The following is a 19824-nucleotide window of genomic DNA, read 5'->3' as shown; positions in this document are numbered from 1 at the left end:
ACCTTAATAATTATATCATATTCTAATTTAAAAGTATATCTGCAAATACGCCTTTTTTTACCTCAATTGCACATATAATCCTGAATACTTGCATTTTGTGCCCTGCCCGAGTATAATGCCCATATACTTTAAACTGCTTATAAGGTAAAATTGGTACTGACATCAGGGAGGTTTTCGTATGACTAGGAACGAGATTTTTGAGGCAATCACCAAGCATCCGTCTTTTTATCTGGCAACGGTAGAGGATGACCAGCCCCGAGTGCGCGGCATGCTGCTGTTTAAGGCCGATGAAAACGGCATCATCTTTCACACCAGCTCTAAGAAGGATTTATTCAAGCAAATCATGGCAAACCCCAAGGCCGAGCTCTGTTTTGCCTGCGGAGCCGTACAGATTAGAATCAGCGGCACGTTGGAGCTTGTAAAGGATGCCGGCCTGAATGAGGAGATCTTTAACCACCCGACCCGCGCCTTTTTGCAGCCGTGGCGGAGCAATCCCGGCTTTTTGGAAACCTTCTCTGTATTCAGGCTGAAAAGCGGTACGGCGGTTACCTGGACGATGGAAAACAATTTTGCCCCCAAAGAAAAGATTCAGTTATAAAGGACGTTATGTATGTCAGTAGAAAAGGTAAAAAAATATCTTGCCCAGTACGGTAAAGACAGCGCAGTGACCGAGTTTTCGGTTTCAAGCGCCACCGTTGCGCTGGCGGCTGAGGCGCTTGGCGTAAGTCCCTCCCGTATCGCAAAAACCATCTCGTTTACGAACGGTAGCGGTGGCTGCACCCTAATTGTCGCGGCGGGTGACGCAAAGATTGACAACAGCAAATACAAGGCTCATTTTGGCATCAAGGCTACCATGCTTACCCCGGAGGAGGCCTTACAGCTTACCGGCCATGCCGTGGGCGGTGTTTGCCCCTTTGCGATAGAAAACCCCGATGTAGCGGTGTATATCGATCTGTCGCTAAAGCGATTTGATACTGTTTATCCTGCTGCTGGCAGCAGCAACTCAGCTGTAGAGCTCACCTGTGAAGAACTGTTTACTATTTCCCGAAGCCGTGAATGGGTGGATGTGTGCAAGGGCTGGCAGGAAGGATAATCCACGTTAACAACGGGGCAGGCAGAAACAATAGGCCGCTTCTGGTTTTTACCGGAAGCGGCCGCTGTTTTATGGTTATGAAAGGCTGTTGCGCTGACGATACTCAGCCAGCATTAGGTCTACCATTCTGCCGTAGCTGAAAACCCCGTCGCTCTGGTTGTTGGCCTTGAGGTAAGCGTTGTTAACCGAGGTGGATACCTGGCTCACCACCCCTTCATACTTATGCCAGTAGCGGTTGTAGGCGGCAAAATCTTGCTTAATCCCTTCAGAAAGCTGGCCGTACAGCTCATCATAAGCCGCCGGATCAACACCCCGGAGTGAATCAAACGCAAACGAGATGGCACTAAGTGTTCCGGAATAAATAAAATATGAATTGTTTGAGTTTCGGCAGGCCATGTAAGAGATAAAGTTTGCTTCATCCTCCCGCATAAAGCCGCGCTGGTGAGCGAGCTCATGGCACATCGTGGCCGGGATGGCATAGTCGGGAACATCCACATTCACGTTGGCCTCGAAGGTGAATGGGAAGTAGATACCGGTAATATTGGCAAGTGACATCAGCTTTGATGATAGCACCGGCTTGGGCCTAGAGTAGAGCCCGCGCATAAAGGGGTATTGCTTTGAAATGCTCTTCATGGCGGCTACCGCATTGTCGGCAGTTTGAAGGTCACTTACCGGAAGCTTGGTTTCACCGTTCTCATCTGCCGCAATATACTGCGACTGCGTGTTTGCTTTGTTTACAAGCTCAGTACAGAGCGCCTTGAGCTCCTCGGGGGAGGATTCACGTACCGTAAGGCCCGCTGTCTGGGCAAAGGGCACACGGTAATAATTCAGGCCACAGCCAAACACAAAGCAGGCGTACAGCACCGCGGTAATTACTGCAATATTTGCAACATATGTATAAACGGTATAGCCTCGTCGATCCTGATCCTTAACGGCATTACGAACCGTTCGAACCGTTATAATAATTAAAGCCAGTATGCCGCCATAGATCAGCAGTTCGCTCACCGAAAAAGGGAATAAGCCTGAAAGTGAGGTGAAGGCAGGGCAAAGGATGATATATAAGCCCCTGGAAAAGTACTCCTCAACCCATGCGGAGTTCTTGGTGGCAATTAATATTACAATCATCGAAGCCGGAATAAGCAGAAGCAAAAAGAGTCTTTTTAAACCGTAGCGGGGCATAGGTCTGCCTCCTCAATCTCATGGCGGTCTGCATACTTAAACGGCGATTTACTCTATTTTACTCTATTTTCAGTACAAAAAGCTACCCATCAAATATGACAAATTCACAGGGTTTTCTTTGGTATTCATGCGAATTTAATGCATTATGACGGTTTTTCAGCAATAGATATAAAAGAAAAATAAAATACGAGGCTGAGCAATACCTGCTACCTTTCCTTTCGGGTTACTGCCCTATATAAGACTTCTATCACCTGAATAGCCCACAAAACCGCACCCAGCACGGCGGTAACCATTACTGCGGCACCCCAATGAACAAAGCTTAAAGGAGTTACCCCCAACAGTGCCGCAAGCGAGCGCCAAAAGGCAATTCCAACTGCCGAAAGCAGCGTAATAAAAACAGCCAAGCCATAGCTTGCGCCGGATGAGCCTGTACCAGACACGCTGTTAGTTTTAAAAACTGATGCCAATAGCGGTTGTGCCAGCAGCAGCACCAAAAACAGCATGGTACTTCCTGTGGCAGCGGAGGGTTCTTGAAGGTCGGTGATAAACAGTCTGCTCCCAATCAGATAAGCGCCCACAGCGGCCAAGGCAGTTATTAAGCCCTTCAGTCCGCAGCTCAACACCGCTCCCATGGAAAGCAGGCTTTGGCTGGGTAAGGGCACCAACTCGGTACGTTCTGCCTTTTTAGGGGCCTGTATGCTGAGCGCCAGCGCAAACGGCAGGCTTATGAAAGCACCGATAAACAGAGTTTGTGCCAAGAGAGGCAGCCCCCCCGCACCAAGCCAGATCAAGGCCGCAGCCGTAAAAGCGAGCGCGCAGGCGCATACACAAAGGTAGCCGGCTGGCCTTTTAAGGCTTATAATCATGCTTCTTGCCCCGCGCAGGGCTTCCGCCACCGGCAATAGACCGCCCTTTGCGGTGATGACATCTGCCAAGGCTTGCAGTGCCTGGTCCGAACTATCCTGCGCGCAGCAGGCCGAGTCTGCTGTTTCGAACGCTGGCAAAGAGCCGGTGTCGCTGCCGACAGCAAGCACTGTGTGCCCCTTTTTCTGCCACGCGCGCACCACCCTTGCCCGGTCAAAGGCAGAGATACCCGAATAGACGGTAAGTGTTCCCACCACCGCCGAAAGCTCCTCATCGGTAAATGCAGCAATGTCTGCGCCTGAGATGGCCTGCCGTTCGTTCTTAAGAATACCCAAGGCTTCCGCAGCGTAACAGGCCGATTCGGTATCCTCACCGGTTAACAGAATCGGTGTAACACCCATTGAAATAAAATCCTCAATGGCGGCCTGCGCATCAGCCCTTAACGGGTCGTACAAGCCGATAAGCCCCGCAAGAGTAAGCCCTTTCAGTGATGCAGTTAGCACACCCGATGGCTGATAGGCGACAGCAACAACCGTCAGGTTCAAGTCGCACATATTTCTGTATGCCTTTGCGGCATCCTCGGCAAGGCCTCCCGCACAGAGCGGAGCAACCGCCTCAAAGGCACCCTTTATAATGGGCAGCGGCACGCCGTTCACATGACGAACAGCGATTGTTCTCTGGGCTTCACAGATTACGGCGTTTTCCTCCGCCAGCGGATAGGCTTCGTCCAGCCGCTGCTTCTTCAGCCCGTTACGCATCGCGGCGTTCATCAAGGCAGTATCGGCAGGGCTGAGGGAAGACTGGTAATCCTGCTCATCATTACAGCATAAGACAGCAAGCTTAAGCAATGCGAGCACGTTTTCAGGCAGCTTGGCGCTGAGCGAAAACGGTCTGTCTCCCGCCCAAAGCTGCTTCACAACCATCTCTCCCTGCGTGAGGATGCCGGTCTTACCGGTGCAGAGCACGGTGGCTTGAGCAAGGGTTTCGATGGCCTTAATATCTTTAAAGGCCGCACCGTTTTCAGCCAGATGTTTTACCCCTGTTTTGGCTGAAATGGCAGCCGCTGCAGTCAATGTAAAGGGAATTGCGGCAGCTGCTGCGGTAAAAAGAGTTAAAAAAAGCTGTGAGGGACTCGTATGCATAAACAATGCTCCAATAACCGCACCAGCTGTGGCAATAACCAGAATTGCTATGGCTATTAACCCCGCTTGAGAAAGGCGCTTTGTTGCTGCAGATGGCTCACCCCATGCGGATTCCTCCGCCTGGATTGCAAACTCTGTATCGGCACCGGTGGCGGTAACCATTGCACGCGCGGTGCCTGCCTGCACCATCGTATTGCAATAAACCATATTTACCCGCTCTGCTAGGGGGGTATCCTCTTCCAGTACTACTCCCGCGTTTTTGACAACAGCGCTATGGCTGTATGTAAGTGCGTATTCATCGCAGGTAAGCCGGCAGCACTCCAGCAGACGGGCATCGGCCGGGATGCGTTCGCCTGCACTTAGCAGAATAATATCCCCGGGCACCAGATCCTCGGCAGGCACGTTTACGGTCTGCCCCTCGCGCACCGCACGCACCGTCGCCGCAGTTATCCGGCTGAAGCCCTTGAGCGGTACCCTTGAACGGTATTCCATAGTAGCGCCCAGCAGGATATTTATCGTCGCGGCAAGGCCGGTAACCCACACGGCTCCCGCAGTGCCTATACCAAGGCAAAAGAGCAGTAAGGCAAGTACAAAAACCACAGCCATAAAAAGGTTCAATACGCTTTTGAGCTGCAGGCAAAGGCAACAGAGAAAACCCTTCTTCCAGGGCCTTCTTATTTCGTTCTTACCGTATTTTTGCAGAATAGTTGTATAACGCGCTTGGGTAAGCCCCTTTTCTTCATCGGTGCCATAGATTGTGCAAAGCTGCGCCGCCGCGGCGCTGTGCCATTTCATGCATTGACCAAGCCTTTCCGGTTTATCTTAGCTTATAAAAAATAATGCAGGCATAAAAGTTTACAACTATAAAAAAATCAGATATAATGGTTAAGATTTCTACATACAAGTGAAACGTTGATTCAAGTAATAATAATGTAATCAAATCCGCATTTTCCCCAGTAGTTCCTGAGAAGCCACCGGTACATTTGGTATAAGTATATCGTTTTACGAGCCGATATGCAAGTAAAGCAGGATAGGAGCATGAGTAATATGGACGTTATGAAGCTGTATGAAACCTGGAAGAATGCACCACTTTCCGACCCTGATTTAGTTCAGGAGTTAAGCCGGATTGAGGGTAATCAGGCCGAAATTTCCGATAGATTCTACCGTGAGCTGGAGTTTGGCACCGGCGGCATTCGCGGTGTGCTGGGCGCCGGCACCAACCGTATGAATGTTCATGTAATCGGCAGAGCCACACAGGGCCTTGCCAACTACCTCACCCAACGGGTGAAAAAGCCCTCGGTTGCCATCGCCTACGATTCACGCAATAAGTCTGACCTGTTTGCCAAGCATGCGGCCTGCGTATTGGCGGCAAACGGTATTCGAGTACACCTATACCCATCCCTTGCACCCACCCCCATGCTATCGTTCGCGGTGCGGGAGCTGAAATGTGATGCCGGTATCATTGTTACCGCCTCGCACAACCCCGCGAAGTACAACGGCTACAAGGTTTACGATTCGCTGGGCTGCCAGATTGGCCCCGAGATTGCCGATGTGGTGCTGGAGGAGATTGGTAAGGTAGACTATTTTACCGGTGTTTCAATCATGAGCTTTGACGATGCGGTAAAGTCGGGCGCAATTTTGTTCATCAAGCAAGAGGTATATGAGGCCTACTACCGCTGTGTGCTGAAGCAGCAGATAAACCCCGGCCTTTGCGAAAGCGCAGGGCTAAAGCTTGTGTATTCCCCTTTAAATGGTGCGGGGAACGTTCCGGTACGCGAGGTGCTCAAACGTATCGGTATCTCGGATGTAACCGTGGTGCCCGAGCAGGAGATGCCCGACGGCAACTTTACCACCTGCCCCTTCCCGAACCCTGAGATGAAGGAGGCGCTTTCACTGGGGCTAAAGCTGAGTGAAAGCCTAAACGCCGATATGCTGTTGGCGACCGACCCGGACAGCGACCGCGTGGGTATTGCGGTAAAGGGAGCAAACGGGCTGGAGCTGTTTACCGGAAACGAGGTTGGCGCGCTGCTGCTCGAATATATCTGCAGTTGTCGCATCGCTAACGGCACCATGCCTAAAAGGCCGGTGGCGGTAAAGACTATTGTAACCACCGAGCTTGCCGCAAAAATCTGCGAAAAGTATGGTGTTGAGCTGCGAAATGTGCTCACAGGCTTTAAGTTTATCGGCGAACAAATTGGTCTATTAGAGGCAGACGGTGAGATTGACCGCTACATCTTAGGCTTTGAGGAAAGCTACGGGTATCTTGCGGGCGGCTATGTGCGCGATAAGGACGCGGTAGTGGCCTCGATGCTTATCTGCGAGATGGCGGCTTACTATAAAACCCTGGGGAAATCGCTGATTGACGTACGGGAGGCTATCTACGCCGAGCACGGGCGGTATGTAAATGTCATCAACAACTTTGAGTGCGAGGGCGAAAGCGGCATGGCACGCATGAACACCATCATGAGTACCCTGCGTGAGAATCCGCCTGCCGCCGTAAACGGCAGCAAGGTGGTATGGCTTGCCGACTACCAGAAAAGCGTGGAGCACGATCTGGTAAAGAACACCGAGATTAAGATAACCCTACCCAAGTCCAATGTACTTTCGTATAAGCTCGCCGACGGCAGCTCGTTTATTGTGCGCCCCTCCGGCACCGAGCCGAAGATTAAGGTTTACTACACCAACAAGGGGGCTTCCCTTGTCGAGGCGCAGGCTTTAAGCAAGGCATTACAGGCTGAGGTAACCAAGCTGCTCGGTTTTTAGTTCTTAGTATTTAATTCTAACACTTATTGGGTGAGAAAGCTTATTATATCTCGATTATGTAGGTCAATAGCCCTTTCTGCCCTCCATTTCGTTTATAAAGAATGCCGTCTATCAGTGAATATGCTGAAGACGGCATTTCTGCTTTTCAGCGGGCATTACTTAGGATAATTTTCTGGTAATTATATTGACAGTTGAGTTTCGTTTTGGTATTCTTATATAGTTAGAATTCTTATTATAATAATTCTAACTATTTTGGCACTTGAGTAAGGCTTTTTGCATATGGAAGGAGCATATATGTTAGTAACAATTAAACAAGGGGATTTTGAATCATTAAATGATGTATCACTCATATGGGCTTGTATTGAGCCTACTATTACACAGATACGCGGCAAGAGCTATATAGTAAAATCAGAGGCCTACGCGACTTTAAACCCTGGACAGCGTGCATTATTAATGTTTCAAGTGCTTTATGGTCATACTTCCAATGGGATTGAAGAATTCTATTTTCATCTATCCTATCTGTTATCAAACAAGGACGTTTGGTCACAACTGAAAAAGGGGATGCAATACTTTGAGGATTTTGATATGCTACAGATTCTTGAAGACATGGATGTAATTTTTCAAAGTATGAAAACGGAAGAATTTAAAAATAATACAGAACAGCGTAATACTTTAATCACAGACATTGATAGAAATGCTGAATTATTCGCATCAATGAATCTTCTCAATAAATCGTTCAGCGTTACTCTTCTATCAACAATTCAGCGGGTTGCCGCATACATCCGTAACAATGCAAATGAGTTTGTGCAGTTAATAGATTAGTATTGTTTAGGAGTGAGAATAGTGGAAAACGATAAATTACAAGAACTGCATAACTTATTCTTAAGCTTGATACCATTATTTAATAAATGTAAGAATTATATTGAGAAAAACAATGCGGGCCCTTTGTGTAATAAGAATCAAAGTATGGCAGTTATGATCATTGGTAAAGCAGAAAGTATTACACCTACTACACTCAGCAAATTCATCAATATGGAGAAAGGAAGCTTAACCACTTTAATTGACTCATTGGAAGAAAAAGAGTTGGTTACAAGATTCAACGATCCGAATGACCGAAGAAAAGTGCTACTCTCCTTGACTACTAAAGGAATAGAATATATGGAATCCATTGAAGAGCAATCACGAAATGGGCTGACTTTAATGGTTAGAGATTTGGAGGATGATAAAATTGACCAAATGTATGCCAGTCTTAAAACGCTCGTAGAAATATTAAGGGAGATCTCGGGCAGTATCTAATCGTCAGTAATTAAAACAGCGCAGTCTCTGCCATGTTGGGTTGATTCATTATTTGGGGCCATTTTTAGCAGGCTGTTCACTCTACTCAAACATCCCGTGGTGCGGCGGTTTTTCATCCTTAAAGAATACCGAGTCAAAGCGAACAGTTCCCTGCGTTAATGGGGGTTGTTCGCTTTTTTATTATCTATCACTGTTATCAACTGTTATCTGTTTTTCACAATTCTTCTTGACAAATGAGCATATGCACAATATAATTCTATTTGTGCATATGCTCATTAAAAAAGGGGGACAAAATGCCTAGAGGAGTAAAGTGCCGTAGGGTTTGCGCAATACCGGAAAACCGTTTGTTCATCCCGAGCAAGCCATACAGTGAAACCGTTTTGCTGACAGTAGAGGAATTGGAAGCAGTTCGGCTGTGTGATTTGGAAGGGCTGGAGCAGGATGAAGCTTCTATAAGAATGAATGTTTCGCGGGCTACCTTTCAGCGAATGCTCTATTCGGCCAGAAGGACGATATCTAAAGCACTCTGCACCGGCTGTGCGATTGAAATAGGCGGTGGGCACTACGCACTGGCCGAAAGCCGATGCTCGAACCACGGAAGGTGCAAAAACTGTAGATTTGAAAAACAAACGGAACTATCGGAGTGATGAAATGGAGAATAAAACTTTGCTGGCTGAGCAGCTTTTTACGCAGGGGTATAACTGTAGCCAGTCGATATTTGCAGCTTTTTCGGACGAGCTTAATCTGGATAAGGAAACTGCACTGAAGCTGGCTTCCTCTTTTGGGGGTGGTATGGGCAGGCTGCGTGAGGTATGTGGGGCGGTTAGTGGTATGTTCATGGTAGCCGGTCTCAAATACGGATATAGCGACCCGAATGACTATGCCGCAAAAGCGGACCATTACAAACGAATTCAACTACTTGCACAAAGATTCAAGGAGGAAAATGGATCCATTATATGCAGAGAACTGCTTGGCCTGCAAAATGGACCTGACACCCCAATACCTGAAATAAGAACATCTGGTTATTACAAAAAACGCCCTTGTGTGGAGCTTGTTAAAAGCGCCGCTAAAATAATGGAAGAATACATGGAGGAAGATAAATTATGAAAATTGCAGTAACAACACAGGATAATCAGGTTTTTCAGCATTTCGGTCAATGCAGCAGCTTTACCGTTTTTACGGCAGAAGACGGTGCAATTAATAATAAAGTAATACTTGATGCTTCACAGCACGGTCATGCAGCACTTGCAGGATTTTTAAAGGCAGCAGCGGTAGACGTTGTGATTTGCGGCGGTATCGGCCAGGGTGCAAGACAGATGCTATCGTCGGCTGGCATTGAGCTCATCTCGGGTATTGACGGTAGTATCGAAGATGCGGTGAAAAACTATCTTTCGGGGCAGCTAAACGATATGGGTGGCAGTTGTAACCATGAGGAGCACGAACATAATCATGTGTGTAACTGTGAAAAACACTGCAGCTAATTTCTTTACTACTGGCATATAATTGATCAAACTTCATTCAAACATCCCGTGGTGCGGCGGTTTTTCATCCTTAAAAAATACCGAGACACTTCCGGTACTGTCGCAGGTGGCAAGCAGGATATCCTCCACTTTTTTTATCTTCTGCTCCTCCAGCTTTTTCTTCAGCCATTCCTCGTTGCGGCCGATACCCTTGAGATTGTTGTACATGATATTGCCGTCGATTACCACATTTGCTAAAACCCCCTCCTCGGCAGGGGTAAGGTTCAGGTCGCTGGGCGTTACCGGGCGATGGGCGGTTTTGGGCAGAATGCTAAGCTCCCCGTTGGTTTCGAGTATTGCGTAGCTGATATCGGAAACATTATAAAAACCCTTGGTGCGGCAAATCGAGAGCAGGTCGTTCATATCATAATGGGTGTGCACCATATTCTCGCGGATAATCTTGCCGTTATCAATGATAATAGTGGGTGTACCGGTAAAGAAACGGCGTGCAACGATGGATTTGTTGGTGATTACGGATAATGCAAGGTCAAGCAGGGCATAGATAACCATTGCGGCAATCGGGTATACCGCCGGAATCTGGTCATCAATCGCCAGCACCGCAGCAATCGAGCCGATGGAGATTCCTACGATGTAATCAAAAAATGTCATCTGAGAAATCTGCTTGGCACCCATCAGCTTTGCCAAAAGCAGCATCAAAACAAAGGATATAAACGCCCGAAGTAAAATAGGCAGCATCTCGGCAAACGAAACCATGAACAATGCCTCCGTAAATCGAAGTAATACTCTCATAAGTGAAACAGTCTGCTTCTTAGTGTTAGCCTAACAGCACAGAAATATAACAAAGCCCGAACCTTGAAAATCAGGTTCGGGCTTTGAGTTTCTGCTGGTTTTAATCGGGCAGTCGCTCTGCCGCTGATTAGGGAGTGGCTAGTACTTTACCGGCTGGGGCTCGTCAAAGATAAACTCCTTCTTGCCCTTGGGCAGGTCTTTAAAAAGGCCTGTAAAGTCAAAGGTGGCAAAGTAGTCGGCCGGGGTTTCGGCGCGGCGGATAAGCTCCGCAGTACCGTCTTCCTTCAGCAGCACCTCGGCGGAACGCAGCTTGCCGTTATAGTTGTACCCCATCGAAAAACCGTGCGCACCGGTATCGTGGATATAGAGCAGGTCGCCGAGCTCTATCTTCGGCAGCATGCGGTCGATTGCAAACTTATCGTTATTCTCACACAGGCCGCCTGTTACATCATATTTCCGGTCACACGGCGCGTGCTCCTTGCCCATTACAGTGATATGGTGGTAAGCGCCATACATGGCGGGGCGCATGAGGTTGGCGGCACAGGCATCGAGGCCGATATATTCCTTGTGAGTATGCTTTTCGTGGATAGCTTTGGCAATCAGCGCGCCGTTTTCGGCAAGCATGAAACGTCCAAGCTCGGTAAAGATGCGGATATCCCCCATACCTGCGGGCACCAGCACCTCTTCAAAGGCCTTGCGTACCCCTTCGCCGATTACGAAGATGTCGTTGCGCGGCTGGTCGGGGCGGTAAGGGATGCCTACACCGCCCGAGAGGTTGATAAACGCGATATGAGCACCCGTTTCACGTTGAAGCTCCACGGCAGTTTCAAACAATATCTTTGCAAGTGCGGGGTAGTAGCCGTTTTCGGTGGTGTTGCTGGCTAAAAAGGCATGCAGGCCGAAGGTCTTAACGCCCTTCTGCATCAGCTTCTTAAAGCCCTGTGTAAGCTGCTCGCGGGTGAAGCCATATTTGGCCTCTCCGGGGGTATCCATAATCGAATTGTTCAGCGTGAAAGAGCCGCCGGGATTATAGCGGCAGCAGATGGTTTCGGGAATACCCGCCACATCCTCCAAAAATTCAATGTGGGTGATATCATCAAGATTAATGATGGCACCCAGCTTCTTCGCAAGCTGATAATCCTCGCGTGGGGTTACGTTGGAGGAGAACATCATCTCCTCGCCCTGAAAGCCCACGGCATCGGAAAGCATCAGCTCGGTAAGCGACGAGCAGTCGGTGCCGCAGCCCTCCTCACGCAGTATCTTTAAGATAGCGGGGTTGGGAGTAGCCTTTACGGCAAAATACTCCTTAAAGCCCTTGTTCCAAGAAAACGCTTTATAAAGGTCGCGCGCCGTCTGGCGTATGCCCTTTTCATCATACAGGTGAAAGGGCGTAGGGTATTGGGCGGTAATTGCGCAAAGCTGCTCATGATTTACAAACGGTTGTTTCATCTTAGGTTCAAATCCTTTCGTTCTTTTATCAGATGCAAATAACCGTTTGGGGCGGTGCTGTGCTCCAGCGACATTTTCTGATGGTATTCAGATTTCTCATCTTCTCCGCCACCCTTTTATACTTCCTGAATTTCTATGATTTATGCCATTTAGGCTTAAACCGTCTGAATAGTATCAGCACCCTGAACCCAGCAATCTGGTTGAGGTTGATTATTCCTTATTGTATCCTATGTGAAAGGCTCAGCTTCTGACAAAGCGTATGAATTCCGTACCCTGAAAGGTCAGCTCCCCGATGTCAAACTGTACAAGGTACCCAATCTCATTGGCGGGAATCATAAGCTCTATGCGGTCGCCGCTTTCCACCTCAAAGGTTGCATAGTAGCATGTATAATCTCTTACCGTACGGTGCTTGTGAAATACCCGCCGATCCTCGTAAATAGAGGCTCTTCCCCCATCCATACGAGTAGAAACAACCTTGGCCCGTACCGTGAGTACCGGTTGAGAACGGTTATAACGGTCACGTTTTGCGGTTTTAGAAATCGAATAGATAATAAATCCAATAACAAATGCGAAAACCAGCAGGGTAAACACAGGAATTACAAAGGCTAAAATGCCAAACATGCTGTCGTACGTCATTGTCTTACTCCTCTGCCTTCTCAATCATTCGCGTATAAATCTCACTGCGCTTAAACCCCGTTTGCTTTGAGACCCGCTTAGCCGCTTCAGAGGGGGGCACACCCTCCTCCATTAGCCGCTTAGCAATCTCTGCCGCTTCTTCAAGGGTAGTTTCCTGCGTCAAGGCTTGCTTCGGTGCACCCTCTATAATCAGCACAAACTCCCCTCGCGGCGGGTTCTGCTCATAAAATGCTATCGCCTCGCTGAGGGTGGTGCGGCGAACCTCCTCATATACCTTGGTAAGCTCGCGTGCAAGAGTGATTTTACGGTTGCCAAAGGTGTTCAGCATATCGGCAAGGGTGGCCTGTAGCTTGTGCGGTGCCTCATAGAAGATAAGGGTGCGCGGGTTGGTTTTAACCTCTTCCAGGTGCTCAAACCTTGCCTTTCGCGAGGTGCTTAAAAAGCCTTCAAACGAGAAACGGGAGGTAACAAGGCCCGAAACCGCAAGTGCAGAAATCGCTGCAGAAGGGCCGGGTACCACCGCCACTTCGATACCGTTCTCGGCACAGAGGCGCACCAGATCCTCGCCGGGGTCGGAGATGCAGGGCATGCCTGCATCGGTAACCACCGCGCAGCTCTCACCGGCAAGAATACGGTTTATAATTATCTCGCCGCGTTCACGCAGGTTGTGCTCGTAGTAGCTGATCATCGGCTTTTTTATATCAAAATGGTTTAACAGCTTTACGGTAACGCGGGTATCCTCGGCTGCTATAAAGTCAACCGTGCGCAGGGTTTCTATCGCGCGCGGCGACATATCCGAAAGGTTGCCGATAGGCGTACCCACCACATACAGCTTCATGACGCTCTCCTTTGATTAAAACAATTACCCCTGCTGCGGGTTGTTGTGCGGCAGGTTGTGCTGCTTGCCGTAGCAGGCCAGCATCTCTTTAGAAAACCCGCCCTCGCCCTCAACGTAAAACGGCTCGTCCACCTTTAAAAAGGGCTTTGCCCCTTTTTTGCCCTCCACCAGAAACAGCCACGGCGGGGTTTCGGGGCGCTGCTGCACAAAACGCAGACGTTTGGGTTCAATATCACAGCGGCGCATGGCCTCCAGCACATCGCACAAGCGCTCGGGACGCTGGCAGAGGCAGAGCCTGCCGCCGAACTTCAGCAGCTTTGCGGCGGCGCTTGTCACGTCGCTTACGGTACACATCAGCTCGTGGCGGGCAATCTTATCACTTTGCGTCTCGCTGATTATTCCGGTATCGGCGGCTTTATAAGGCGGGTTGCAGGTTACCAGATCAAACGACCCGAAGGGTATCTTTCCTTCTAAGTGTTTCAAATCGGCCAGTACGGGAATCACCGCGCTCTGTAAGCTGTTTTGCTCCACCGAGGCCATTGTCTGCTCAATGGCCTGCGGTTGGATATCCACCGCAAAGATGACGTTTGGCTTGTGCCGCTTGCACCAGATAAACGGGATGATGCCGCAGCCGGTGCCAAGGTCGCAAGCCCTATCCTTATGGCGCGGGTTTGCAAAGTTGGCGAGCAAAAAGGCATCAGTGCCAAATTTATGTTCGGGGCTCACAAATATCTCAAGCTCATCGCTGAGCCGTTCGGTTGTAAAGCGCTTGGCCAAAGGTTTCTTCACCTCAAAATATATTTATGTTTTATAGTAACATTTTTTTCCGAGACGGTCAAATTATTATTTTAATCTCTTTTGAGAAAGAGCTCTTTAATGATATTCAACAGGCATTTTTGGTGCAGAGAGTTTTTGATACAGTGGGGAGAAATGCAAAGTAATTGAAGAAACAAGGGCATGAAAAACGAGCAGCCGCTTTAGCGGCTGCTCGTAATAGTAATGCGGTTGGTGGATAATTCAGTGCGTCTTGAGAAGCTGCGCCGGTAATATGCCTTTTTAGGGCTTGGTGCATACCACCGGTTTGACCAGTGGTTAAGTAAGGCTTGCACTGACGCGCAAGCCCTGATTGTTTTTAACAGCGCCAACCGCTGCTGCAGCTATAGCATGAAACGCATCTGCAGCATCTTACTCGTCTGTAGCAGCCCATTGTTACACTTCCGTTCTGTTAAATATAGCAGGAATACGAATCTTCTTCTGAAGATAAGCGTAAAACTTCTGCCGCTTTATCTTATGCCGAAAAGTAACCGTATGCTACTTAACCTTGGCGTTTGATTATAACTGTTAGTGGAAAGAAGGTTGTACTATGAAATATATAATATCTTCCCCACACCAAAACGGTGCTCAATTTCCTGCGTAAAGAACTGCTCCGCGTCGGCACGCACATCATTTTTATAGCAGTACTTTCCGCGCCCGCGCCCTGTCATTAGGTCTTTGTCATAGAGCTCCACCGCGTTGGGAAATGCCTCATTGTTAATGGCGCGGTGAATATAGCTGTAGGTCATAAGGATAATTTCGATAAACATACTGTTTTTCAGCTTCTCGCTTAGTTCTGCCTGCAGGGTATCCAACAGCCCGGTATACTGCTCGCGCCAGTTCTCAAGCAGCACCACCGGTGCAATCAGTAGCCCGCAACGGTAACCGGCCTCGCATAAGTTATTAATTGCGGCAATCCGTTCTTTCAGCGGCGCGGTGCCAAACTCTACGCGGGTGATAATCTCCTGCGGGTTTACACTCATCCTCACCACCGTCCGCCCGCGATGGTTTAAGCCAAGCAGCGGCTCGGTATCGGCAAACTTGGTGGGAAAGGTAATAAACCCGCGCTCGTTTTTGCCAAACTGCTCGATTGTCCACGGCAGATTTCCGGTAAGCCCGTTTTCCAACACAAGATCGCTGTTGCTGCCAATTTCAAAGGTTAGCTCCCGGCCGGAATCGTTGGCGGTTTTTATCAGCTTGCCCAGCATCTGCTCGCGGTTTACAAACAGCCTTAAATAGGAGCACTTGTTGTAGTTACACACCAGATAGCAGTAAAGGCACGCAGCACTGCAACCCGAGGAGGTATAGGGTACCAAAAAATCGGAGGACTTATGGTTTGGCACATAGTTGTGGGTTTTGCGCACCCCCAGGATGATATGCCGCTTCATCAGGGCAAAGGCACTGTTGGGATTGTTTCGCAGCTCTTCGATGTTGTTGTGGCTTTCGATGGGCTGCCACGGAAGATCGCGGTATTTATTACGAAGCACCCGCCCCAGCTCGTAGCCAAGAACGGCAGGCTCGTAGTAGATTTTATCGGGCTTGAACATGTAAAGGCCTCCTGCCAAATCTATCAAGTAATAAGATTGATCACTTCTACTAACTTAGTACACCAAGGGTTTTAAACAAGCTTACAGCTCTGCCGGCAATACGGTTTTATCCGCCCAATTAGTATGTACCGGCAAATTTATGTTAAACAGCGTACAAGCGCGTTTTCATATCACCAATCGTCAACTCCTGTCATATTGTATATAAGAGAGTTTTCAAACAGTTTGTAAAGCTGCAGTACGATTATAGACCCTGCATAACCGCACCGTGGTTTTTCGGGTGTTGAAATATTTAATCGCAATCTTTTAAACTCAAAAATGGGCAGCCGGATGATCTGCTGCAGAGGCATAGACAAAAGAAAGGGTATGAACGATATGACTAAGCATTACGATTTCGCCGTAGTCGGGGGCGATCAGCGACAGGTATATATGGTTAACGAGCTTATCGCCAGGGGTTATACGGTGATATATTACGGCAGGCCCGACGAACGGATAACCCCCAAAGCTTCGGAGGCCGATTCACTGGTACAGGCGCTGGCAGGCAGCTACATAATACTTTGCCCGGTGCCGTTTACCCGCAATAAAACAAGTATCGCTACCCTCGAAGAGTTTACGGACGGCGGGGTAGATTATCTGCTTTCCAACCTTAAACCAAGCCACACTCTGTTTGCGGGAAACATTCCTGCCTATGCCGCCGATTACTGTACGCATGAGGGCATTGCCTATAACGATCTTATGCGGCGTGATGACGTAGCTATTCTGAATGCTATTTCTACCGCCGAAGGCGCCGTTGCAGAGGCGATCATCCGCAGCGATATAAACCTGCACCAGAGTAATTGTCTGGTAACAGGCTTTGGGCGGTGCGCAAGGGTGCTTGCCAAGAAGCTGGGCGGGCTGGATGCGCGGGTTACCGTTGCCGCACGCAGCCGCGACGCACGGTTATCTGCTCAGGCCTACGGCTATGATGCCGTATCCTTCGAGCAACTAGAGGAACAGCTGAATCGCTTTGACTATATTTTTAATACCATTCCGGCGGTTATCCTGGGAGCAGATCAGATAAAAAAACTTAACCCGCAGGTGACGATTATTGATATTGCCTCGGCACCGGGAGGCATTGATTTTGAGGCCGCAAAGAAGCTTCATATAAACGCCGTGCTCTGCCCCGGCCTGCCCGGCAGATATGCACCCCAAACCTCCGGTATTATTTTAGCCGACGCGATAGAAAACATCTTGAAGACAAAAACAGAAAAAGCCGTGTAAACTCACCGCAAGCAAACATCACAGCAATTATCTGCAAGAAGAAGCGATAAAACCGGAAAGAAGTAGGTTTATAGGATTGCTTCAAACAATTTCCGCCAGAAAGGAATGGTTTACAATATGAAACTGGAGGGCCTTCACATCGGCGTTGGGCTTACCGGATCATTCTGCACCTTTGACAAGGTGATTACTGAAATAGAGAAGCTGGTTAATGAGGAAAAAGCCATTGTTCACCCAATTTTATCCGACGCAACACAAACAATAGACACCCGCTTCGGCACCGCCGAGGATTATATAGCAAGGATTACTAAGATTACCGGGAACAAACCCGTGACCACCATCGAGGGCGCGGAGCCACTGGGGCCGAATAATGTGCTGGATATCCTGCTGATTGCCCCCTGCACCGGCAATACCGCCGCCAAGCTGGTAAACGCGATTACAGATACCCCCGTGCTCATGGCCGCCAAGGGACATTTAAGGGGCGGCAAGCCGCTGGTGATTGCACTCTCATCCAACGATGCGCTGGGATTTAATTTCAAGAACATAGGGCAGCTGCTAAACTCAAAAAATATCTACTTTGTACCCTTCGGGCAGGATAACTACAAGCTTAAGCCTAATTCTATGATAGCACACATGAATCAGATTATCCCCACACTTGAGCAGGCGCTTGACAGAAAGCAGATTCAGCCTGTCATCCAGAGCCCGCATTAAAAAGGCGAGTAATGCAAAGAACAACCTTTTACACTCATAAATAGATGAAGGGGCAGATCCGTTGGTCTGCCCCTTTACTAATACCTATAAAACAATATCCACCCCGTAATGCTCCAACCAGAAATTAATCTCAATCAGGTAGGCGTACATCTGCGGTACTGCCATAAGCTGCCCGAACCACGGTCTGCCGTAATCACTCTCACTGTTCATCAATGCCTTGAGTGCATCGGCGTTAATCAGGCGGTGGATGGGCGCGTAACGATCGCTTAGTATCAGCCGCAGCTCATACTTTAAGCCCTGCTCATACTCTGGATGATAGGTTTTGGGGTAGGGGCTCTTCTTTCGGCCCAGAACCTCTTCGGGCAGAATGTCCCGCGCTGCGTCCTTCAGCAGCGCCTTTACCTCCTGCTCGTGGTACTTAAATTCCCACGGAACGTTATACAGGTAATCCACCAGCCGGTGGTCGGCAAACGGCACACGAACCTCCAAGCCGTTTGCCATCGTCATGCGGTCCTTGCGGTCGAGCAGGGTAGTCATAAACCAGGTGATGTTTAAATAGCTGATCTCGCGCTGGCGGCTATGCAGGGCATCCTCACAGTCAAGCTTCGGGGTGCGCGCAATGCTCTTCTGGTACTGCTCGTGCACATAGTCCTCCAACGGTAGCTTTCTTAGCAGTTCGCAAGAGAGCACCTCCTTGCGTAGGTCAAGCTTTTTCGACCATGGGAAGGCGGGGGTATCATATACCTCCTGATCCCTGAACCACGGGTATCCGCCGAATACCTCGTCGGCACATTCGCCCGAAAGGCATACGGTGTGGTTTTCCTTAATCCGGCGGCAGAAGTAAAGCAGGGAGGAATCGACATCCGCCATGCCGGGCAGATCCTTCGCCAGCACCGCACCGTACAGCCCGCTGATGAGGTCGTCGTTATCGCATTCCAGATACCGATGGTTGGAACCGATAGCCTTTGTCATAATATCCACAAATGGGCGATCCTCCGAGGGCTGGAAGGAGGATGCCCGGAAATACCGTTCGTTATCCACAAAATCGAAGGAATAGGTGTCCAGCGTCTTGCCGTTCTCGCCGAGCGCCTTGGCCGCTACGGCAGAAACCACGCTCGAATCCAATCCCCCTGAAAGCAGCGTGCAGATGGGTACATCCGAAACCAACTGCCGTTTTATCGCATCAAACAGCAGAGAGCGGGTAGTCTCTACCGTCTGGGCGTAGCTGTCGGTATGCTCGCGTGCGGTAAGCTGCCAGTAGGGGGCAATCTTCAGCCCTTCAGCGTTAAATTGTGCGCTGTACCCGGGCATCAGCTCATAGATATCCTTATAAACGCCGCAGCCCGGCGTACGTGCGGGGCCTAGGCCGAAGATTTCACACAGGCCGTAGCGGTCGATCACCGGCTTTACACTGGGGTGTTCAAACAGCGCCTTCAACTCGCTGCCGAATACCAGTGTGCTACCCCGAACGGCATAAAAAAGCGGCTTCACCCCAAAACGGTCACGGGCCATGAAACATTGCTGTTTTAAAGAGTCCCATACCGCAAAGGCAAAAATGCCGTTTAAATAGTCCACACACTGCTCGCCATACTGCATATAGGCCCGTAGCAGCACCTCGGTATCGGAGGTTGTATCAAATACATGCCCCAGCTTCTTTAAGCCGTTGCGAATCTCATCGGTGTTGTAGAGTTCGCCGTTGTATATCAGGGCGTATTCGCAGCCATCCTGCATACGAATCATAGGCTGCAGGCCGCCCACGGGGTCTATTACAATCAGCCGCCGGTGTGCAAACACCGCGTGCTCCGCTATGTATTCGCCGCTTGCATCCGGCCCGCGATAACGCAACGTCGCCCCCATCTTCTCCGCAAGGGCCTTATTTTTATGCTGGGCCAGCCGAAAATCCTCTTTAAAGTCACAGAAGCCCGCAATTCCGCACATCAAGGCATCATCCTTTCTCAAAGGGGCAATT

At 49.3% G+C, this 19824-nt stretch carries 19 protein-coding genes; 10 read left to right on the top strand and 9 right to left on the bottom strand.

The window, feature by feature from the left end:
- Nucleotides 1-178 precede the first annotated feature (178 nt).
- The gene (locus BLR50_RS03060) at nucleotides 179-598 is read left to right on the top strand and encodes a pyridoxamine 5'-phosphate oxidase family protein (protein WP_092638405.1); all 420 of its coding nucleotides are present in this window, start codon (nucleotides 179-181) and stop codon (nucleotides 596-598) included.
- Nucleotides 599-610: 12 nt separating this feature from the next.
- On the top strand, nucleotides 611-1093 hold the full coding sequence (locus BLR50_RS03055; protein ID WP_092638403.1) for a YbaK/EbsC family protein: 483 nt from the start codon (nucleotides 611-613) through the stop codon (nucleotides 1091-1093).
- A 75-nt stretch (nucleotides 1094-1168) separates the two neighbouring features.
- On the opposite strand, the gene BLR50_RS03050 is transcribed toward BLR50_RS03055, so the two are convergent.
- Together BLR50_RS03050 and BLR50_RS03045 are read right to left on the bottom strand one after the other, a co-directional pair.
- On the bottom strand, nucleotides 1169-2272 hold the full coding sequence (locus BLR50_RS03050; RefSeq protein ID WP_092638401.1) for a DUF3810 domain-containing protein: 1104 nt from the start codon (nucleotides 2270-2272) through the stop codon (nucleotides 1169-1171).
- Nucleotides 2273-2478: 206 nt separating this feature from the next.
- Nucleotides 2479-5073 carry a P-type ATPase actuator domain-containing protein gene (locus BLR50_RS03045; protein WP_092638398.1) on the bottom strand — a complete coding sequence of 865 codons (2595 nt, stop codon included), beginning with the start codon at nucleotides 5071-5073 and terminating at the stop codon, nucleotides 2479-2481.
- Nucleotides 5074-5325: 252 nt separating this feature from the next.
- Between BLR50_RS03045 and BLR50_RS03040 the strand changes: the two genes are divergently transcribed.
- From BLR50_RS03040 to BLR50_RS03015, 6 genes are all read left to right on the top strand, one after another.
- A complete protein-coding gene (locus BLR50_RS03040; protein ID WP_423230277.1) occupies nucleotides 5326-7041 on the top strand; it encodes a phospho-sugar mutase in 1716 nt (571 codons plus the stop codon).
- A gap of 294 nt (nucleotides 7042-7335) precedes the next feature.
- A complete protein-coding gene (locus BLR50_RS03035; RefSeq protein ID WP_092638394.1) occupies nucleotides 7336-7863 on the top strand; it encodes a DMP19 family protein in 528 nt (175 codons plus the stop codon).
- Between the two features lie 21 nt (nucleotides 7864-7884).
- Nucleotides 7885-8337 (top strand): MarR family winged helix-turn-helix transcriptional regulator, encoded by a 453-nt coding sequence (locus tag BLR50_RS03030; protein WP_092638392.1) that lies wholly within the window; start codon nucleotides 7885-7887, stop codon nucleotides 8335-8337.
- A 293-nt stretch (nucleotides 8338-8630) separates the two neighbouring features.
- Entirely contained in the window at nucleotides 8631-8984 is a 354-nt protein-coding gene (locus BLR50_RS03025) for a DUF134 domain-containing protein (protein ID WP_092638390.1), read from the top strand.
- A 4-nt stretch (nucleotides 8985-8988) separates the two neighbouring features.
- Nucleotides 8989-9444 (top strand): C-GCAxxG-C-C family protein, encoded by a 456-nt coding sequence (locus tag BLR50_RS03020; RefSeq protein WP_092638487.1) that lies wholly within the window; start codon nucleotides 8989-8991, stop codon nucleotides 9442-9444.
- The gene (locus BLR50_RS03015; RefSeq protein WP_092638388.1) at nucleotides 9441-9818 is read left to right on the top strand and encodes a NifB/NifX family molybdenum-iron cluster-binding protein; all 378 of its coding nucleotides are present in this window, start codon (nucleotides 9441-9443) and stop codon (nucleotides 9816-9818) included. Before BLR50_RS03020 ends, BLR50_RS03015 begins: the two co-directional genes overlap by 4 nt.
- Nucleotides 9819-9851: 33 nt before the next feature.
- On the opposite strand, the gene BLR50_RS03010 is transcribed toward BLR50_RS03015, so the two are convergent.
- The 6 genes from BLR50_RS03010 to BLR50_RS02985 all read right to left on the bottom strand — a co-directional run bounded on the left by BLR50_RS03010 (nucleotide 9852) and on the right by BLR50_RS02985 (nucleotide 15890).
- Nucleotides 9852-10607, bottom strand: a complete 756-nt coding sequence (locus BLR50_RS03010; protein ID WP_092638386.1) for a DUF421 domain-containing protein — start codon at nucleotides 10605-10607, stop codon at nucleotides 9852-9854.
- Nucleotides 10608-10745: 138 nt separating this feature from the next.
- Nucleotides 10746-12056: a diaminopimelate decarboxylase gene (locus BLR50_RS03005; protein ID WP_092638384.1), complete on the bottom strand. Its 1311-nt coding sequence runs from the start codon at nucleotides 12054-12056 to the stop codon at nucleotides 10746-10748.
- A 240-nt stretch (nucleotides 12057-12296) separates the two neighbouring features.
- Nucleotides 12297-12692, bottom strand: a complete 396-nt coding sequence (locus tag BLR50_RS03000; RefSeq protein ID WP_092638382.1) for a DUF2500 domain-containing protein — start codon at nucleotides 12690-12692, stop codon at nucleotides 12297-12299.
- Between the two features lie 4 nt (nucleotides 12693-12696).
- On the bottom strand, nucleotides 12697-13530 hold the full coding sequence (gene rsmI / locus BLR50_RS02995; RefSeq protein WP_092638380.1) for a 16S rRNA (cytidine(1402)-2'-O)-methyltransferase: 834 nt from the start codon (nucleotides 13528-13530) through the stop codon (nucleotides 12697-12699).
- A gap of 24 nt (nucleotides 13531-13554) precedes the next feature.
- Entirely contained in the window at nucleotides 13555-14307 is a 753-nt protein-coding gene (locus BLR50_RS02990) for a tRNA1(Val) (adenine(37)-N6)-methyltransferase (RefSeq protein ID WP_092638378.1), read from the bottom strand.
- Nucleotides 14308-14891: 584 nt separating this feature from the next.
- Entirely contained in the window at nucleotides 14892-15890 is a 999-nt protein-coding gene (locus tag BLR50_RS02985; protein WP_092638376.1) for an SPL family radical SAM protein, read from the bottom strand.
- A 372-nt stretch (nucleotides 15891-16262) separates the two neighbouring features.
- On the opposite strand from BLR50_RS02985, the gene dpsA reads away from it, so the two are divergent.
- Both dpsA and BLR50_RS02975 read left to right on the top strand, forming a co-directional pair.
- Nucleotides 16263-17147 (top strand): dipicolinate synthase subunit DpsA, encoded by an 885-nt coding sequence (gene dpsA, locus BLR50_RS02980; protein ID WP_092638374.1) that lies wholly within the window; start codon nucleotides 16263-16265, stop codon nucleotides 17145-17147.
- A 117-nt stretch (nucleotides 17148-17264) separates the two neighbouring features.
- A complete protein-coding gene (locus BLR50_RS02975; protein ID WP_092638372.1) occupies nucleotides 17265-17855 on the top strand; it encodes a dipicolinate synthase subunit B in 591 nt (196 codons plus the stop codon).
- Between the two features lie 84 nt (nucleotides 17856-17939).
- Here the strand turns inward: BLR50_RS02975 and asnB are convergent, their stop codons facing one another.
- Nucleotides 17940-19793 carry an asparagine synthase (glutamine-hydrolyzing) gene (gene asnB / locus BLR50_RS02970; protein ID WP_092638370.1) on the bottom strand — a complete coding sequence of 618 codons (1854 nt, stop codon included), beginning with the start codon at nucleotides 19791-19793 and terminating at the stop codon, nucleotides 17940-17942.
- Nucleotides 19794-19824: the final 31 nt, after the last annotated feature.

Origin of the sequence: Acetanaerobacterium elongatum (genome assembly GCF_900103835.1) — a bacterium.
Taxonomy (GTDB): domain Bacteria; phylum Bacillota; class Clostridia; order Oscillospirales; family Ruminococcaceae; genus Acetanaerobacterium; species Acetanaerobacterium elongatum.
The sequence above is the reverse complement of the archived record's forward strand: the minus strand, read 5'-3'. Positions and strand labels throughout refer to the sequence as shown.

What these genes read in the sequence shown, in the direction of transcription:
- BLR50_RS03060 (WP_092638405.1), top strand. Translation starts at nt 179, where the DNA reads ATGACTAGGAACGAGATTTTTGAGGCAATCACCAAGCATCCGTCTTTT.
- BLR50_RS03055 (WP_092638403.1), top strand. Translation starts at nt 611, where the DNA reads ATGTCAGTAGAAAAGGTAAAAAAATATCTTGCCCAGTACGGTAAAGAC.
- BLR50_RS03050 (WP_092638401.1), bottom strand. Translation starts at nt 2,272, where the DNA reads ATGCCCCGCTACGGTTTAAAAAGACTCTTTTTGCTTCTGCTTATTCCG.
- BLR50_RS03045 (WP_092638398.1), bottom strand. Translation starts at nt 5,073, where the DNA reads ATGAAATGGCACAGCGCCGCGGCGGCGCAGCTTTGCACAATCTATGGC.
- BLR50_RS03040 (WP_423230277.1), top strand. Translation starts at nt 5,326, where the DNA reads ATGGACGTTATGAAGCTGTATGAAACCTGGAAGAATGCACCACTTTCC.
- BLR50_RS03035 (WP_092638394.1), top strand. Translation starts at nt 7,336, where the DNA reads ATGTTAGTAACAATTAAACAAGGGGATTTTGAATCATTAAATGATGTA.
- BLR50_RS03025 (WP_092638390.1), top strand. Translation starts at nt 8,631, where the DNA reads ATGCCTAGAGGAGTAAAGTGCCGTAGGGTTTGCGCAATACCGGAAAAC.
- BLR50_RS03020 (WP_092638487.1), top strand. Translation starts at nt 8,989, where the DNA reads ATGGAGAATAAAACTTTGCTGGCTGAGCAGCTTTTTACGCAGGGGTAT.
- BLR50_RS03015 (WP_092638388.1), top strand. Translation starts at nt 9,441, where the DNA reads ATGAAAATTGCAGTAACAACACAGGATAATCAGGTTTTTCAGCATTTC.
- BLR50_RS03010 (WP_092638386.1), bottom strand. Translation starts at nt 10,607, where the DNA reads ATGAGAGTATTACTTCGATTTACGGAGGCATTGTTCATGGTTTCGTTT.
- BLR50_RS03005 (WP_092638384.1), bottom strand. Translation starts at nt 12,056, where the DNA reads ATGAAACAACCGTTTGTAAATCATGAGCAGCTTTGCGCAATTACCGCC.
- BLR50_RS03000 (WP_092638382.1), bottom strand. Translation starts at nt 12,692, where the DNA reads ATGACGTACGACAGCATGTTTGGCATTTTAGCCTTTGTAATTCCTGTG.
- rsmI (WP_092638380.1), bottom strand. Translation starts at nt 13,530, where the DNA reads ATGAAGCTGTATGTGGTGGGTACGCCTATCGGCAACCTTTCGGATATG.
- BLR50_RS02985 (WP_092638376.1), bottom strand. Translation starts at nt 15,890, where the DNA reads ATGTTCAAGCCCGATAAAATCTACTACGAGCCTGCCGTTCTTGGCTAC.
- dpsA (WP_092638374.1), top strand. Translation starts at nt 16,263, where the DNA reads ATGACTAAGCATTACGATTTCGCCGTAGTCGGGGGCGATCAGCGACAG.
- BLR50_RS02975 (WP_092638372.1), top strand. Translation starts at nt 17,265, where the DNA reads ATGAAACTGGAGGGCCTTCACATCGGCGTTGGGCTTACCGGATCATTC.
- asnB (WP_092638370.1), bottom strand. Translation starts at nt 19,793, where the DNA reads ATGTGCGGAATTGCGGGCTTCTGTGACTTTAAAGAGGATTTTCGGCTG.